The following is a 15,453-nucleotide window of genomic DNA, read 5'->3' as shown; positions in this document are numbered from 1 at the left end:
GCACAGGTCTCGGCCCGTGCCCACCGGCCCAGTCACGACCTGACGTCGTCGGGTTCACGCTCTGGTTCGTGGTCTCCCGCGAGACGTTCCTGGCCGGGGCGCACAACGCCCGCCGTCGAGGTGTCCGCCGTCAGCCGGTGACGACGACCCGGATCTCGTTGTTCCACGGGTCCTCGAACACCAGCTCGCGACCGTCGTCGCGCGTGGCGATGCCCCGGCTCGCCAGGCGGGCACCCAGCGCACCGCGCTCGTCATCCGTCGGCAGCTCGATGGCAACCTCGCCCAGCCCGAGCGCGGGCCAGCGGCCCTGTGCACCCCGGCTCTGCCACGTGTTCATGGCGAGGTGGTGGTGGTAGCCGCCGGCCGAGACGAACAGCGCCTGCGTGCCGTACTCGGCCGTGATCTCGAACCCGACGGTGTCGACGTAGAACTGGCGGGCGGTGGCGATGTCGCCGACCTTCAGGTGCACGTGGCCGACCGCGGCGGCCCCGTCGAGCGCGTCCGGGTCGGTGAGGTTCTCGCGCAGGAACCCGTTCGGGTCGAGGTACTCGCTGGCCATCGCGACCTGGCCGTTGCGCCAGCCCCACTGCTCGCGCGGCCGGTCCCAGTACAGCTCGACGCCGTTGCCCTCGGGGTCGTCGAAGTAGAGCGCCTTGGACACCAGGTGGTCGGAGCTGCCGGTGAACGAGTTCGGGAAGTGCCGCGCGACCGAGTAGACCGACGAGGCCAGGTCGCCCTGCTGGTCGAACAGGATCGCGGTGTGGAACAGCCCGGCCGCCGACGCGGGCGCGTGCTTGAGCAGCGGGGTGTGCTCGAGCACCACCGACGCGACGCCGCGTCGGCCGAGGGTCACGCGGTCACCCTCCTGGCCGAGAACGCTCAGCCCGATGCCGCGGGCGTAGTAGTCGGTCATGGCGTCCAGGTCGCCGACCTTCAGGGTGACGGCGCCGACGTCGGTCCGGCCGTCCAGCACCTCGCTCATGCCGTCAGCCCGAATCCGCCGGTCCACGACGTCTTCCCGGCCGCCGCGAGCGTGAGCTGCAGGAAACCGAGCGCCTCGAGCTCGTGCGCGCGCTTGAGCGACCCGGCGTCCACCGCACGCAGCCCGCCGGCCTCGACCACCGACGTGAGCGCCGCCTTGGCGTCCGCGTCGTCGCCCGCGACGAGCACGGTGGTGTCCTCCTGGCCCACGGCGCCGCTGGTCAGGGTTGCGGCGAAGTTCGTGTTGAACGCCTTGAGCACGGACGCACCCGGCACGGCCTGCGCGATGACCTCGGCGGCGGAGCTGCCGACCGGCACGACGAGCGAGTCGAAGGTCGAGAAGTCCAGCGGGTTGGTCAGGTCGACCAGCACCTTGCCGTCCAGCTGGCCCTCGTACCGGGCGAGCACCTCGGCCACGGCCCCGTACGGCAGCGCGAGCACCACGATGTCGCCGGTGATCGGGTCCCCCACCCGGCCGTGCGTCGCCCCGGGGATGGCGACCTTGAGCGGCTGGCGCGTGAGCACCTGGGCCTCGTTGCCGCCGGCGATGACGCGCCAGGCGATGGCCCCGCCCATGTTCCCTGCGCCGACGATCGTCACCGTGCTCATCGCGTCCTCCTCGATTGGTTGTTGCTACAACGACTGTACCGCCAATAGTTGTAGCGTCAAGTATTTGCTACGATCGGTCGCATGACGGACACGCGCTGGCTGAGCCCCGAGCAGCTGGCTGCCTGGAAGAAGCTCATCGCCGTGGTCGAGCTGCTGCCCGGCGCCCTGGAGTCCCAGCTCCAGCGCGACTCGGACCTGAGCCACTTCGAGTACTTCACGCTCGCCATGCTCTCCGAGGCGCCGGACCGCACGCTGCGGATGACCGCGCTCGCGGCCCGCACCAACGCCACCCTGGCACGCCTCTCCCACGTGGTCTCGCGGCTGGAGACGCGCGGTCTCGTCCGGCGGGAACCGTGCCCGCAGGACCGGCGCGCGACGAACGCGGTCCTCACGCCGGCCGGGTGGGACGCCGTCGTCGCCGCCGCACCCGGGCACGTGGCGACCGTCCGCCAGACCGTGATCGATCCGCTGACCCCCGCGGACGTGGCCGACCTGGACCGCGTCATGGCCTGCATCCTCGAGGCCCTGGACCCGTCGCACGTCATGGTCGAGGCTCCGACGACCGATGACTGAGGGGTGCTCCTCGCCGTCGCGCTGATCGGCTTCCTCGCCCTCGCGGCGAGCATCGTCGTGCGGTGGATGGGCCGACGCGTGGACTCCCTCGGCCGCATCGCGCCCTTCCCCAGGATCAGCGTCGGCCTCGCCCTCGCCATGGCGACGTGCTGCGCGATCCCGATGATGGTCGAGGCCTGGGTCGAGCACCGCCTCGAGGGTGCAGCCAGCAGGGTGGCGGGCGAACCGGTGGAGGTGCACTGCCAGAGCCTCGGGCAGGCGTTCGTCGACGTCGGCGGCGAGCTCGGCTACGTCCGTTGGGGCCCGGACGGCGTCCCGGAGCGTTCCACGCTCATCAAGTTCGGCCCCTGCGGCAACCTGCGCGCCTGGCTCGGATCCACCAAGGCGTCGCCCTCGCTCGACCAGGTGGTCGCCGTGCACGTGGTGACCCACGAGACCATGCACATGGAGGGGATCGTCAACGAGGCCCAGGCCGAGTGCGCCGCGATGCAGCGCGACGCGGCGATGGCCACCGAGCTCGGCGCCTCACCGGTCGAGGCGCAGGCGCTGGCCCGTCGGTACTGGGTCGAGGTGTACCCGAACATGCCCAGCGAGTACGTCGGCGGCTGCGGCCCGGGCGGCACCTACGACGAAGGGCTGCCGACGCCGCCCTGGTGACACGTCGCGCCAGGTGGTGTCCTAGAGGGACAGCCACCCGGCAAGGAGGCCGACATGTGTCGCTGGCTCGCATACACCGGATCACCGATCCTCATCGACGACCTGCTCTACAAGCCCACCAACTCGCTCGTCGTGCAGAGCCTGCACAGCCGGCTGGGTGCGGAGGCGACCAACGGCGACGGGGTCGGCGTCGGCTGGTACGACGAGCACGACCCGAACCCGGGACTGTTCCGCAGCATCGAGCCGGCCTGGAGCGACCGCAACCTGCGCGAGCTCGCCACCCACATCCGCACCCCCCTGATGCTTGCGCACATTCGTGCGACCAGCGGCTCCGCCGTGCAGCAGACCAACTGCCACCCGTTCCGGCACGGGCGCTGGCTCTGGATGCACAACGGTCTGCTCGCCGGCTTCGCGGCGATGAAGCGCGACCTCGTGCTGGCCGTCGACCCGGAGCTCTACCCGTACATCGAGGGGTCGACGGACTCGGAGGTGCTCTTCTACCTGGCCCTCACGTTCGGGTTGCAGCAGGACCCGCCGACCGCGGTCTCCCGCGCGGTCGGCCTGGTGGAGGAGGTGGCGCGCGCGCACGGCATCGCGTTCCCCGTGCAGATGACCGTGGCGACCACCGACGGCACGCGGGTGTGGGCCTTCCGGTACTCGACCGAGGGGCAGAGCCGGTCGCTGTTCCGGAACACCGACGTGGCCGTGCTCAAGGCGCAGTACCCGGAGAACCCGGTCCTGCACAACCTCGCGGACTCGACGCGCGTGGTGGTCTCGGAGCCGCTCGGCGACCTGAAGGGCGCGTGGCACGAGGTGCCGGAGAGCAGCTACCTCGTCATCGAGGCGGGTCGCGAGGAGCTGACGGAGTTCCGGCCGGCTGCCTGAGCGTGCGCGCTCAGCCGTCGCCGAGGCACAGGCAGAACGGGTGCCCCGACGGGTCCTCGTACACGCGGAACGGGTCGTCCGCGTGCCCCTCCTCCTCCGGCGTGCCGGTCAGCACCCGGGCACCCAGGCGCAGGGCGTCCTGGTGGCCGACGTCCAGGTCTGCGACGTCGAGGTCCAGGTGCACCCGCGCACCGCCCGGCCACGGCGTGACCACGGCGTCCGAGCGCTGGAACCCGATGCGCGCCGAGCGCTCCGGGTCGACGATCAGGAGGTACTCGTCCCCCTCGGGGTCCGGGGTCTCGTGGCCGGGTGCAAACTCCCAGCCCAGCAGCTGCCGGTAGAACTCCGCGAGCTCGCGTGGCTCGGCGCAGTCGACGGTCGGTTGGCGCAGGTGTCGGATGCTCATGGTCAGACGCTAGGGCCCCGCTCCGACAGCCGCTCCTCGTCACATGCCCGACACGTGGGTACGGTTCACTCGGCGGACCATGGACCTGACCTCGCTGGACCGCATCCGTGCGGCACACGACCGGACCGAGCTCGCGCTCGGCCCCCGCAGCGCGCCGCTGGCGGGGGGCACGTGGTTGTTCTCCGAGCCCCAGCCCGACCTCGAGGAGCTCGTCGACCTCACCACCCTGGGCTGGCCCGCGGTGGAAGCGAACGCCGACGGCCTGTCGCTGGCCGCCACCTGCACGATCAGGTCGCTCGCCGACCTGCCGCCGGTGCCCGGCTGGCACTCGCAGCACCTGGTCCAGCGGTGCGCGCGGTCGCTGGTGGCGTCCGAGAAGATCTGGGACTGGGCCACGGTCGGCGGGAACATCTGCCTGGCGCTGCCCGCCGGCGCGCTCATCACGCTCGCGGTCGCCCTGGACGCGACGGCGGTCGTGTGGACTCCCGACGGCGGCGAGCGCCGGGTCGCCGTGGCCGACCTGGTCACCGGCGTGCGGATCACCTCGCTCCGGACCGGCGAGGTGCTGCGTTCCGTGGCGGTCGACCGCGAGGTGCTGGCGCAGCCCGCCGCGTTCCGGCGCGCCGCCCTGAGCCGGCACGGCCGTTCCGGCGCGATCGTGGTGGGCCGCCGGGATCCGGCGGGCGGGCTCGTCGTGACCCTCACGGCCGGCGTCACGCGACCGCATCGCCTCGCCTTCCTCGCGCCGCCCTCGGCGGCGGAGCTGCGCGCCGGGATCGAGGCCGTCGACGACTGGTACGACGACCCGCACGGTGCCCCCGCCTGGCGGCGCGCCATGACGGTGCGGCTGGCCGAGCAGGTCAGGGAGGAGCTGGCATGAGGTTCGAGGTGAACGGCTCGCCCGTGCAGGCCGAGCCCGCGCCCGGCCAGGTGCTGCGGACGCTGCTGCGCGAGCACGGGTACGTGGAGGTGAAGAAGGGCTGCGACTCGGGCGACTGCGGCGCCTGCACGGTCCTGCTCGACGGCCGGCCCACCCACTCGTGCCTGGTCCCCGCGTACCGGGCGGACGGGCGCGCGGTGACCACCGTGGCCGGGCTCGACCCGGAGGTGGGGCAGGCGTTCGTCGACGCCGCCGCGTTCCAGTGCGGGTTCTGCACCGCGGGGCTGGTCACGACGGTCGCCGGACTCGGGCTCACCGACGGCGACGCCGAGGAGACCGCGCGGCTGCTCAAGGGCAACCTCTGCCGCTGCACCGGCTACCGGTCCATCTGCGACGCGGTCGCCCGCCGCTGCAACACCGTCGAACCCCTGGCGGGCCACGACGCCGGCCGCTCCGTGCGCTCCCCCGCCGCGCGCCGGATCGTCACGGGCCGCGAGCCGTTCACGCTGGACGTCCGCGCCACCGACCTCACCCACCTCGCGGTGCTGGGCAGCCCGCACGCCCACGCGCGCGTCCTGCGGATCGACACCGCGGCCGCGCTGGCCGCCCCGGGCGTGGTCGCGGTGCTGACGCACGAGGACGCCCCCGCCACGCTCTTCTCGACGGCCCGCCACGAGTCGCGCCTCGACGACCCCGACGACACCCGGGTGCTCGACCCCGTCCTGCGCTTCCACGGGCAGCGCGTCGCCGTCGTGGTCGCCGAGTCGCTGCGGGAGGCGTCGCGGGCGCTCGCCCTGATCGAGGTCGACTACGAGGTGCTCCCCGCGGTCGTCGACCCGGAGGCCGCCCGCGCACCCGGCGCTCCCCTGGTGCACGGCGACAAGGGGCCCGAGGCGCGGATCTCGGAACCGGGACGCAACGTCGTCGCCCAGCTGCACGCGCAGATGGGGTCGGTGCCCGAGGCGCTCGCCGCGTCCGCGCACCGGGTGGGCGGCACCTACCGCACGAGCCGCGTCTCGCACGCCGCCCTGGAGACCCACGCGACGCGCGGCTGGCTCGACGAGGACGGTCGGCTGGTCCTGCGCACCAGCACGCAGGTGCCGTACCTGGTCCGGGACGAGATCGCGCACATCTTCGCGCTCGACCCCGCGCGCGTCCGGGTCCTGACCGGTCGGGTGGGCGGCGGCTTCGGCGGCAAGCAGGAGCTGCTCACCGAGGACGTCGTCGCGCTCGCGGTCCTGCGCACCGGGCGGCCGGTGCAGTACGAGATGACGCGCGCCGACGAGTTCACGATCGTGCCCAGCCGGCACCCTGTCCGCGTCGACGTCGAGCTCGGCGCCGACGACGACGGCGTGCTGACCGCGATGCGGATCGACGTGCTGACCGACACCGGGGCCTACGGCAACCACGGGCCGGGCGTCATGTTCCACGGCGTGAGCGAGTCCATGGCGGTGTACCGGTGCGCCAACAAGCGCGTCGACGCCGAGTCCGTCTACACACACACGCTCCCGTCGGGGGCGTTCCGCGGGTACGGCCTCGGGCAGGTCATCTTCGCGATCGAGTCGGCCATGGACGACCTCGCGCGGTCCGTCGGGATCGACCCGTTCGACCTGCGTCGGCGCAACGTCGTCGTGCCGGGCGACCGGCTGCTGGTCGTCGACCCCGAGGAGGTGGGCGACCTCGACATGCACTCGTACGGCATGGACCAGTGCCTGGACCTGGTGCAGGCGGCCCTGGCCGACGGGTCGGCGGACCTGCCGGCGCCGCCCGGGACCGTCGTCGGTGCGGGGATGGCCGTCGCCATGATCGCGACGATCGCGCCACGCGGGCACTACGCGGAGGCGGCGGTCCGGCTGCTCGACGACGGCCGGTATGAGGCGAGCGTCGGCACCACCGAGTTCGGCAACGGCACCACCACGGTGCACGGCCAGCTGGTCGCCCAGGCGCTCGGCACCACGGTCGACCGGATCGTCGTCCGGCAGTCCGACACGGACGTCGCCGGGTACGACACCGGCGCGTTCGGGTCCGCCGGGGTCGTCGTCGCCGGGCTCGCCCTGCACCGGGCCGCGCTGCAGCTGCGCGGCAAGATCCTCGCCGCCGCGGCGCTGCGCGACCACCCCAGCGACGAGCCGCGCACCTGGGACGCCCGGGACCTGACCCCCGACTCGGCGAGCGGTGTGCCGCTGACCGAGATCGCGCGCACCGCGCCGGGGATCACCGGCCAGGGCACGCACGACGGCTCCCCGCGGTCGGTCGCGTTCAACGTGCACGGGTTCCGCGTGGCCGTCGACCCCGCGACCGGTGAGGTCACCATCCTGCGGTCCGTGCAGGCGGTCGACGCGGGCACCGTCCTGCACCCGGAGCAGCTCCGCGGACAGGTCGAGGGCGGCACGGGTCAGGCCGTCGGCACCGCGCTGTACGAGCAGATGCTGCTCGACGACGAGGGTCGCGTGACCACCGCCTCGTTCCGCAGCTACCACGTGCCGCAGATGGTCGACCTGCCCCGCACCGAGGTGCTGTTCGCCCGGACGTCGGACGACCTCGGCCCGCTGGGCGCCAAGTCGATGAGCGAGGCCCCCTACAACCCGGTCGCCCCGGCGCTGGCCAACGCCGTCCGCGACGCCCTCGGTGTCCGCCCGCACGAGCTCCCCATGACCGCCGACCGCCTCTGGCGCCTCGCCAACCCCTGACCGCGCCTCCTGCGTCCGAGCAAGCGGCTGCCCCAGCGCCCACTCGCTCGGACGCTGCCCCCACCCCACCCGCAACGTCCGAGCAGATGTACGCCCCAGCAGCCATCTGCTCGGACGTTGCGTTATACCCGGTGGTGGATCGGGCCGGTGAGGGCCGTCAGGGGCAGGCCGCTCGCGTGGGTGCGTGCCGCGAGGACCTCGGCGAGGACGGAGACCGCGGTCTCGCCAGGGGTCGATGCGCCGATGTCGAGGCCGATCGGTGCGCGCAGCCGCGCCAGCTCCGCATCGGTGGCGCCGAGCCCCAGCAGCTCCGCGGTGCGCCGGTCCTGCGTGCGGCGCGAGCCCATCGCGCCGACGAACCCGGCCCCCGACCGCAGGGCCGCGAGCACCAGCTCGGCGTCGAACCGGTCGTCGTGGGCCATCACGCACACGGCATCACGGGCGCCCAGGCGCTGCTGCCCCAGGTGCCGGACCGGCCAGTCGACGACGACCTCGTCCGCAGCCGGGTGCCGACGCGGTGTGGCCAGCACCGGGCGGGCGTCGCACACGGTGACGCGGAACCCCGCGGCGCGCGCCACCACGGCGAGAGCGGAGGAGAACTCGAGCCCGCCGTACACGACCATGCGCGACGGCGCCCCCGCCACCTCCACGAACACCTCGACCCCCCCGTCGACCCGCACGAGCCCCGACCGGTCGACGGGGGGCACGTGATCCGGCAGCGGTCCGTCCAGGGGGGTCACCAGCACGGCGTCGTCGCCGCGCGCCGCGGCCGTGAGCACGGGGACGTCCTCCGGACCGAGCTCGCGCACGTGCACCCGGAGCACCCCGCCGCACGTCAGCCCGACGGCGAACGCGTCCTCGTCCGTGACGCCGTACTCCTGGACCACCGGCGCCGCACCGCCGAGCGCGGCGGTGCACAGCTCGTACAGGCTGGCCTCGACGCAGCCGCCCGCCACGCTCCCGGTGACGGCGCCGGTGTCGTCGACGGCCATCGACGTGCCGACGACGCTCGGGGCACTGCCCGTCATCGACACGACCGTGGCGACCGCCACGCGGTGCCCCTCGGCCAGCGCGGCGAGCAGACGGCCTGCGAGCTCGAGCACGGCGGTCACCTCCCGGACACGAGCGCGGGCTGACGGGTGCGACGAGCCTAGACCGCGTGAGTAACGTCGATGGTGCGGCACATCCGCCCCGCCGCGTCCCGGCCAGGAGGAAACCTGCATGTCACATCGCCCGGGCACACTGCGGCCATGACGGCCCGACTGCGCGCGCACCAGTACGGCAAGGCCGAGACACGCGTCGTGCGGATCGTGCGGGACACGCCACGCCACGAGATCCGGGACCTCAACGTCTCGACGGCGCTGCGGGGCGACTTCGCGGCCGCCTACCTCGACGGCGACCAGTCGGCGGTGCTGCCGACGGACACCCAGAAGAACACGGCGTTCGCGTACGCCAAGGAGCACGGGGTCGCCTCGCCCGAGCGGTTCGCGACCCTGCTCGCCCGGCACTTCGTGGACGACGTGGCGCCGGTGTCCGGCGCACGGGTCGACGTCGACGAGCACGCCTGGGTCCGCGTCCTCGTCGACCGTGCGGAGCACGACCACACCTGGGTGCGCAGCGGTCAGGAGGTCCGGACGGCGTCGGTCACGGTCGACGCCGACGGGACGTGGGTGGTCGCCGGGCTCCGGGACCTGACGGTGCTCAAGTCGACCGGCTCGGAGTTCCGCGGGTTCCTCCAGGACGCGTACACGACGCTCCCCGAGACCACCGACCGCGTGCTGGCCACCTCGCTGCTGGCGCAGTGGCGGTACGCCGGCACGGAGCTCGACTTCGACGCCACCTACGCCACCGTGCGCTCCACCCTCCTGTCGACGTTCGCGACCCAGCACTCGCTCGCCCTGCAGCAGACGCTGTGGGAGATGGGGCGGGCCGTGCTCGACGCCGTCCCCGAGGTCGTCGAGATCCGGTTCGCCGCCCCGAACAAGCACCACCTCCTGGCCGACCTCAGCCCGTTCGGGCTCGACAACCCCGGCGAGGTGTTCTTCGCGGCCGACCGCCCCTACGGGCTCATCGAGGCGGTCGTCGTGCGTGACGGTGCGCCGGATGCGGGCAGCGCGTGGACGCGTTCGGTGGGCGCACCGTGACCCCGCACGAGGAGGCCTGGCTGTCCCAGGCGGTCGCGCTCGCGACCTCCAACGTGGCCGACGGCGGCGGGCCGTTCGGGGCGCTCGTGGTCCGCGCGGGCGTGGTGATCGGCACGGGTCAGAACCGGGTCACGCGCGACAACGACCCGACCGCGCACGCCGAGGTCCTCGCGATCCGCGCGGCGTGCCAGGCGATCGGGAGCTTCTCGCTCGCGGGCTGCACGCTCTACACGTCGTGCGAGCCGTGCCCGCTGTGCCTCGCCGCCTGCCTGTGGGCGAGGGTCGACCGGGTGCTGTTCGCCGCCGACCGCGAGGACGCCGCGCGCGCGGGTTTCGACGACAGCGTGTTCTGGGACCAGTTCGGGGCCAGCCCGGGCACGCGGGCCATGCCCGTCGTCGGCCACCGGGTGCCCAGCGCGTCCGACCCGATGGACGCGTGGCTGGCCCGCCCCACGCGGATCGAGTACTGAGCGCGCCCCGTGGCGCCCCGCCGTCAGCTCCCGCGGTACGTCGAGTACGCGAACGGGCTCAGCAGCAACGGCACGTGGTAGTGCGCATCGTCCACGACCTCGAACACCACGACGACCTCGGGGTGGAACCCCACCTGGTCGGTCGCGGCGAAGTACGCGGCGGTGTCGAACACGAGGCGGTACCGCCCGGGGGGCACACGGTCCGGCCCGAGCGAGCGCGCGCGGCCGTCGCCGTCGGTCACCGCGGACCCCAGCTCGTCCCAGCGTCCCGACGCCCACCCGAGCAGCGACACCGGGACACCGGCGGCGGGCCGGCCGAGGGCCGTGTCGAGGACGTGCGTCGTCAGCTGGCTCATGACGCGAACAGCGTCCGGAGGCGCAGCAGCGCGATCTGGCGCAGCTGGTCGGCGACCTCGGCCGACTCGTCGTCGTCCGAGAGCCCCAGCCGGCGGTGGAGCTCGTCGAGGATCTCCGTCCGGCTGCGACCGGCCGCGCGGATGAGGAAGATGCGCCCGAACCGCTCCTCGTACGCCCGGTTCCCTGCGTCCATCGCCGCCACGAGCGCGGGGTCGTCGGTCGCCGACGCCGACTGCTCGGCGGTGCTGAGACCCGTGGTGGTCGCGCCGATGCGGGGATGGGCGGAGAGGGCCTCGTCGACCTCGGCGGTGCTCAGCGGGCGGGCGGCGAGGTCCGCGACGCCGACGAGGGCGTCGAGCGACGGGTACGGACAACCGGAGGCGACCTCGTCGACCCACCGCCTGACGTGCAGGGCGGTCGTCAGCAACGACCGCGTCTCGGGTCCGTCGTCGATCATCTGACCGCCTCCTGTAGCGCTCGGCACTCGCGCACTGGCACCGTACGGGACGTGCCTCCACGTCGCGCAAGCCTGAGCGGGCTCGTGCTCGCGGCCGGCGCGGGCACGCGGCACGGTGGACCCAAGGCGCTGGTGTCCACGTGGTTGGCCGACGCGGTGGACCTGCTGCTCGACGGCGGCTGCGCACACGTCGTCGTCGTGCTGGGTGCCGGGGCCGACGAGGCCCGCCCCCTCGTGCCCGACGACGAGCGCGTGACCGCGGTCGTCGCGGACCGCTGGGCCGACGGTCTGGGCGAGTCGCTGCGCACCGGGCTGGCCCGTGCCACGGGCGACGCCGTCGTGGTGACCCTCGTGGACCTGCCCGGCACGCCCGTCACCGTGGTCGAGCGGCTCACGAGCGCGTGGGACCGGCAGACCCTCCGCCAGGCGGTCTACGGCGGGCGGCCCGGACACCCGGTGCTCATCGGCGCCGACCACTGGACGCCGCTGGCCGACGCTCTCACCGCAGACCGCGGCGCGCGCGACTACCTGGTCGCGCACGGGGTCGTCGAGGTCGAGTGCGCCGACCTGCACGACGGGCTCGACGAGGACGTGTCGAGAACCCCCGGGCCCGCACGTCATCCCCCGACCGCACCAGAGCCGTAGGAGGCCCCCGTGAAGTACGTCATCCTCATCCACTCCAACCCCAAGCCGTGGGGACACCCCACCGACCGGTTCACCGACGAGGGACGCGCGGTGCCGACCGCGGAGCTGGACGCGGCGGATCGCGCCTTCGACGGGCTGCTCGCTGAGCTGTCCGCGAGCGGCGAGCTGGTCACCGGCGAGGCACTCGCGGACCCGGCATCGGCCACCGTGTACCGGTGGCGATCCGGGGAGTCGCTGGCCAGCGAGGGCCCTTTCGCCGAGACGCAGGAGCACGTGGCGGGGTTCTTCCTGATCGACTGCGCCACGCGCGAGCGGGCCGAGCAGATCGCGACACAGTTCGCGGGGCCTGGCAGCGTGGCGGAGCTGCGTCCGGCCTTCGTCTGGGAGTGACCGGGCCCTACGTCCCGGATCGGGCTCCGCTGCCGGGGTGAGGATCGTGACCATGAACGCACCCTGGTGGCGAACGTCCGTGCAGAGCGCGCCCGAGAAGCAGCGCGAGACCGTGACGGTCGAGCGCACCGACGACTCGACGGACCTGCCTCCGTTCTTCGACTGAGCGCGGCGGCCGGCTCAGCCCCCGACGGTCGCGGACCGCAGCGCGAACTCCTCCGACTCCGGCGGAAGCAGGCAGAACAGCAGCCCGACGGGGTCGGTCAGCACGGCGTAGGTGCCGAAGCGTGCGCGCACGGTGGCCCCGAGCCCTTCGAGGCGGGCGATCTCTGCCTCGAGGTCGTCCGTCTCGATGTCCAGGTGGAACCGCGGCACGGGGTCGTCGCCGATGTCCTGCGTGGCGACCTGCGGCAACGAGGCGGCGCCGCGCAGCGCCACGTACGGCTCGCCCGGGACCGGGTGGGGCGTCGCCGCGAGCGCGGCGGCCCAGAAGCTGGTGACCGCGTCGATGTCGGCGGAAGGGGCGTCGATGATGACCTCCCGCAGCATGATCCGGTGCATGACACGACCCTAGTGTCAGACGTACGTTCGAACATGTGTTCGTGCGCTCCACGATCCTGCATGCCGACCTCGACGCCTTCTACGCCTCCGTCGAGCAGCGCGACGACCCCCGGCTGCGCAACCGCCCGGTCGCGGTCGGCGGCGGCGGGGTGATCCTCGCCGCGTCGTACGAGGCCAAGCGGCGCGGTGTCACCACGCCGATGGGCGGCCGGCAGGCGCGCGCCCTGTGCCCGGGCCTGGTCATCGTCCGACCGCGGTTCGACGCCTACGTCGAGGCGAGCAGGGCCGTGTTCGAGATCTTCCACCAGACCACTCCCCTGGTGCAGGGCGTGTCGATCGACGAGGCGTTCCTGGACGTCGGCGGCCTGCACCGGATCGACGTGCCACCGGTCGACATCGCGGCACGGCTGCGCGCCCGGGTCCGGGACACCGTCGGCCTGCCGATCACCGTCGGCGTCGCCCGCACGCCGTTCCTGGCCAAGGTCGCGTCGCGGGTGGCCAAGCCGGACGGCCTGCTCCTCGTCCTGCCGGCCGACGAGGAGTCGTTCCTCCACCCGCTGCCGGTCGAGATGCTGTGGGGCGTCGGCGCAGTGACGGCGGCCAAGCTGCACGCCTACGGGCTGCAGACCGCCGGGGACGTCGCCGAGCTGCCTCGCTCGGTGCTCACGAGCGTGCTCGGCCCTGCCGGTGGCCGGCACCTGTACGCGGTGGTGCACGGGCAGACGCCGGCGAAGGTGGTCGTCGGCGGATCGCGGGGCTCCATCGGTGCGCAGCGCGCGCTCGGGCATGGCCCGCACGCTCCGGAGCACGTCCGCGCGGCCCTGCTCGGGCTCGTCGACCGGGTGTGCCGGCGCATGCGCAAGGCCGACCGGATCGCGCGGACGGTGGTGCTGCGGCTGCGGTTCGAGGACTACACCAAGGCGACGCGGTCCCGCTCGCTCCCCTGCGCCACCGACTCCTCCGAGGACATCTCCGCGGCGGCGCTCGGCCTGCTGGAGGCCGCCGGACCGCTCATCCGGGAGCGCGGCATCACGCTCGTCGGCGTCGCGCTGAGCGGGCTGGGGTCCGACGAGTTCGTCCAGCTGGCCCTGCCGCTCGAGCACCCGGACCGGACCGGGCTCGACCAGGCCGTCGACGCGGTCGCGGTGCGGTTCGGCACGCAGGCCATGGTGCGCGCCAGCCTGCTGCGCCGCGGCGAGGGGATCACGGTGCCGCTGCTGCCCGACGCGTGAGAGCCCTCAGGACACCGGCGCAGGCGACGGCTGCACGACCGGGCGCTCCTCGACGTCGTCGCGGAACAGGTCGTCGGCCGACGCCGACGCGTACTGGTCGAGGTCGATGATCCCCTCCCGCTTCGCCACGATCGTCGGCACGAGTGCCTGCCCGGCGACGTTCACGGCCGTGCGGCCCATGTCCAGGATCGGGTCGATCGCGAGCAGCAGCCCGACCCCCGCGAGAGGCAGCCCGAGAGTCGACAGGGTGAGCGTGAGCATCACGACGGCCCCGGTCAGACCGGCCGTCGCGGCCGATCCGACCACGGAGACGAACGCGATGAGCAGGTAGTCCGTCAGCGACAGGTCGATGCCGAACAGCTGGGCGATGAAGATCGCGGAGATCGCCGGGTAGATCGAGGCGCAGCCGTCCATCTTGGTCGTCGCGGCGAGCGGGACCGCGAACGACGCGTACGACCGAGGCACGCCGAGGTTGCGCTCGACCACGCGCTGGGTCACGGGCAGGGTGCCGACCGACGACCGCGACACGAACGCGAGCTCGATCGCGGGCCACGCCCCGCGGAAGAACCTCATGACGCCGAGCCCGTTGGTGCGCAGGATGACCGGGTAGACGACGAACAGCACGAGGCCCAGGCCGACGTAGATCGCCGCCGCGAACGTGCCGAGCGGTGCCAGCAGGTCCCATCCGTACGTCGCGACGGCCCCGCCGATGAGGCCCAGGGTGCCCAGCGGGGCGAGCCGGATGACCCACCAGAGGATCTTCTGCACGATCGCCAGCGCCGAGCGCGTGAAGCCCAGGAACGGCTCGGCCGCCGGTCCGGTGCGGTAGGCGGCGACGCCGACGACGATCGCGATCACCACGATCTGCAGGACGTTGAACGAGATCCCCGTGGTGAGCGAGCCGTCGTCGGCCGTCTGCGTGCTGGCGCCCAGGCCGAGGAAGTTGCTCGGGATGAGCCCGTTGAGGAAGTCGAGCCAGCTGGCGGTGGCGCCCACCTCCGAGCCGGCCTCCGGACTCAGAGCGGAGTTCTTGCCGGGCTGGAGCAGCAGACCCAGGCCGATGCCGATCAGCACGGAGATCGCGGCCGTGATCGCGAACCACAGCAGCGTCTGCCAGGCGAGTCGCGCGGCGTTGGTGACCTGCCGGAGGTTGGCGATCGAGGCGACGATCGCGAGGAAGACCAGCGGCGGCACGATCGCCTTGAGCAGGGTGACGAACGAGGTGCCGATCGTGTCGAGGGCCGTCGCCAGCCCGTTCGGGGCACCGTCCGCGGCCGGTCCGATGCGCAGGGCGACCCACCCGAGCGCGATGCCGAGCCCGAGACCGAGCAGGACCTGGACGGAGAAGGACGGCAGGCGCAACCGGCGCGCGGGTTGTGCGGTGGTGTCGGACACGGAGCTCCCCAGGGCTGTGGTCGCGACCGGTGAACTCCAGCCCCTGTCCGCAACGGTAGGGCGGGAGGACCTCTTCCGAGACGGTGGTCACACCCTTGACGCAGTTTGCAACGTTGTAGAA

General features: G+C 73.2%; 18 protein-coding genes. 10 read left to right on the top strand and 8 right to left on the bottom strand.

Annotated elements, in window-relative coordinates; all coding sequences use genetic code 11:
* Positions 1 to 130: 130 nt before the first annotated feature.
* Positions 131 to 982: a VOC family protein gene (locus KG102_RS05345; RefSeq protein ID WP_208289341.1), complete on the bottom strand. Its 852-nt coding sequence runs from the start codon at positions 980 to 982 to the stop codon at positions 131 to 133.
* The gene (locus tag KG102_RS05340) at positions 979 to 1,590 is read right to left on the bottom strand and encodes an NADPH-dependent F420 reductase (RefSeq protein ID WP_208214221.1); all 612 of its coding nucleotides are present in this window, start codon (positions 1,588 to 1,590) and stop codon (positions 979 to 981) included. Before KG102_RS05340 ends, KG102_RS05345 begins: the two co-directional genes overlap by 4 nt.
* Before the next feature lie 81 nt (positions 1,591 to 1,671).
* Between KG102_RS05340 and KG102_RS05335 the strand changes: the two genes are divergently transcribed.
* The 3 genes from KG102_RS05335 to KG102_RS05325 are packed head-to-tail and all read left to right on the top strand — an operon-like array spanning position 1,672 to position 3,705.
* Positions 1,672 to 2,163, top strand: coding sequence for a MarR family winged helix-turn-helix transcriptional regulator (locus tag KG102_RS05335; RefSeq protein ID WP_208289342.1), 492 nt, complete (start codon positions 1,672 to 1,674; stop codon positions 2,161 to 2,163).
* 3 nt (positions 2,164 to 2,166) lie between these two features.
* Positions 2,167 to 2,820 (top strand): hypothetical protein, encoded by a 654-nt coding sequence (locus tag KG102_RS05330; protein WP_208289343.1) that lies wholly within the window; start codon positions 2,167 to 2,169, stop codon positions 2,818 to 2,820.
* A gap of 54 nt (positions 2,821 to 2,874) precedes the next feature.
* The gene (locus tag KG102_RS05325) at positions 2,875 to 3,705 is read left to right on the top strand and encodes a class II glutamine amidotransferase (RefSeq protein ID WP_208289344.1); all 831 of its coding nucleotides are present in this window, start codon (positions 2,875 to 2,877) and stop codon (positions 3,703 to 3,705) included.
* Positions 3,706 to 3,715: 10 nt separating this feature from the next.
* Here the strand turns inward: KG102_RS05325 and KG102_RS05320 are convergent, their stop codons facing one another.
* Positions 3,716 to 4,111 carry a VOC family protein gene (locus KG102_RS05320; protein ID WP_208214228.1) on the bottom strand — a complete coding sequence of 132 codons (396 nt, stop codon included), beginning with the start codon at positions 4,109 to 4,111 and terminating at the stop codon, positions 3,716 to 3,718.
* Between the two features lie 79 nt (positions 4,112 to 4,190).
* Between KG102_RS05320 and KG102_RS05315 the strand changes: the two genes are divergently transcribed.
* Together KG102_RS05315 and KG102_RS05310 are read left to right on the top strand one after the other, a co-directional pair.
* On the top strand, positions 4,191 to 4,991 hold the full coding sequence (locus KG102_RS05315; RefSeq protein ID WP_208289345.1) for an FAD binding domain-containing protein: 801 nt from the start codon (positions 4,191 to 4,193) through the stop codon (positions 4,989 to 4,991).
* Complete coding sequence (locus KG102_RS05310; protein WP_208289346.1) at positions 4,988 to 7,681, top strand: molybdopterin-dependent oxidoreductase; 2,694 nt, start codon at positions 4,988 to 4,990, stop codon at positions 7,679 to 7,681. Before KG102_RS05315 ends, KG102_RS05310 begins: the two co-directional genes overlap by 4 nt.
* A 122-nt stretch (positions 7,682 to 7,803) precedes the next feature.
* On the opposite strand, the gene KG102_RS05305 is transcribed toward KG102_RS05310, so the two are convergent.
* A complete protein-coding gene (locus KG102_RS05305; protein WP_208289347.1) occupies positions 7,804 to 8,784 on the bottom strand; it encodes an XdhC family protein in 981 nt (326 codons plus the stop codon).
* Positions 8,785 to 8,931: 147 nt separating this feature from the next.
* Between KG102_RS05305 and pucL the strand changes: the two genes are divergently transcribed.
* Positions 8,932 to 9,825 (top strand): factor-independent urate hydroxylase, encoded by an 894-nt coding sequence (gene pucL / locus KG102_RS05300; protein ID WP_208289348.1) that lies wholly within the window; start codon positions 8,932 to 8,934, stop codon positions 9,823 to 9,825.
* Positions 9,822 to 10,295: a nucleoside deaminase gene (locus KG102_RS05295; RefSeq protein ID WP_208214238.1), complete on the top strand. Its 474-nt coding sequence runs from the start codon at positions 9,822 to 9,824 to the stop codon at positions 10,293 to 10,295. Before pucL ends, KG102_RS05295 begins: the two co-directional genes overlap by 4 nt.
* 23 nt (positions 10,296 to 10,318) lie before the next feature.
* Here KG102_RS05295 and uraH read toward each other — a convergent pair whose 3' ends face one another.
* Both uraH and KG102_RS05285 read right to left on the bottom strand, forming a co-directional pair.
* A complete protein-coding gene (gene uraH / locus KG102_RS05290; protein ID WP_208214240.1) occupies positions 10,319 to 10,651 on the bottom strand; it encodes a hydroxyisourate hydrolase in 333 nt (110 codons plus the stop codon).
* A complete protein-coding gene (locus KG102_RS05285) occupies positions 10,648 to 11,109 on the bottom strand; it encodes a 2-oxo-4-hydroxy-4-carboxy-5-ureidoimidazoline decarboxylase (protein WP_208289349.1) in 462 nt (153 codons plus the stop codon). The genes uraH and KG102_RS05285 overlap by 4 nt, the downstream gene beginning before the upstream one ends.
* A 51-nt stretch (positions 11,110 to 11,160) precedes the next feature.
* Here KG102_RS05285 and KG102_RS05280 point away from each other — a divergent pair, with 51 nt between their 5' ends.
* On the top strand, positions 11,161 to 11,754 hold the full coding sequence (locus KG102_RS05280; protein WP_208289350.1) for a nucleotidyltransferase family protein: 594 nt from the start codon (positions 11,161 to 11,163) through the stop codon (positions 11,752 to 11,754).
* Between the two features lie 9 nt (positions 11,755 to 11,763).
* Positions 11,764 to 12,144 (top strand): YciI family protein, encoded by a 381-nt coding sequence (locus KG102_RS05275; RefSeq protein ID WP_208289351.1) that lies wholly within the window; start codon positions 11,764 to 11,766, stop codon positions 12,142 to 12,144.
* 180 nt (positions 12,145 to 12,324) lie between these two features.
* Here the strand turns inward: KG102_RS05275 and KG102_RS05270 are convergent, their stop codons facing one another.
* Positions 12,325 to 12,705 (bottom strand): VOC family protein, encoded by a 381-nt coding sequence (locus tag KG102_RS05270; RefSeq protein WP_208289352.1) that lies wholly within the window; start codon positions 12,703 to 12,705, stop codon positions 12,325 to 12,327.
* A 41-nt stretch (positions 12,706 to 12,746) separates the two neighbouring features.
* Between KG102_RS05270 and dinB the strand changes: the two genes are divergently transcribed.
* Positions 12,747 to 13,937, top strand: coding sequence for a DNA polymerase IV (dinB, locus tag KG102_RS05265; protein ID WP_372438360.1), 1,191 nt, complete (start codon positions 12,747 to 12,749; stop codon positions 13,935 to 13,937).
* A gap of 6 nt (positions 13,938 to 13,943) precedes the next feature.
* Here the strand turns inward: dinB and KG102_RS05260 are convergent, their stop codons facing one another.
* On the bottom strand, positions 13,944 to 15,332 hold the full coding sequence (locus KG102_RS05260; RefSeq protein WP_208289354.1) for a dicarboxylate/amino acid:cation symporter: 1,389 nt from the start codon (positions 15,330 to 15,332) through the stop codon (positions 13,944 to 13,946).
* Positions 15,333 to 15,453: the final 121 nt, after the last annotated feature.

Source organism: Cellulomonas fengjieae (assembly GCF_018388465.1).
In the GTDB taxonomy this organism is placed as follows: Bacteria; Actinomycetota; Actinomycetes; order Actinomycetales; family Cellulomonadaceae; genus Cellulomonas; species Cellulomonas fengjieae.
The sequence above is the reverse complement of the archived record's forward strand: the minus strand, read 5'-3'. Positions and strand labels throughout refer to the sequence as shown.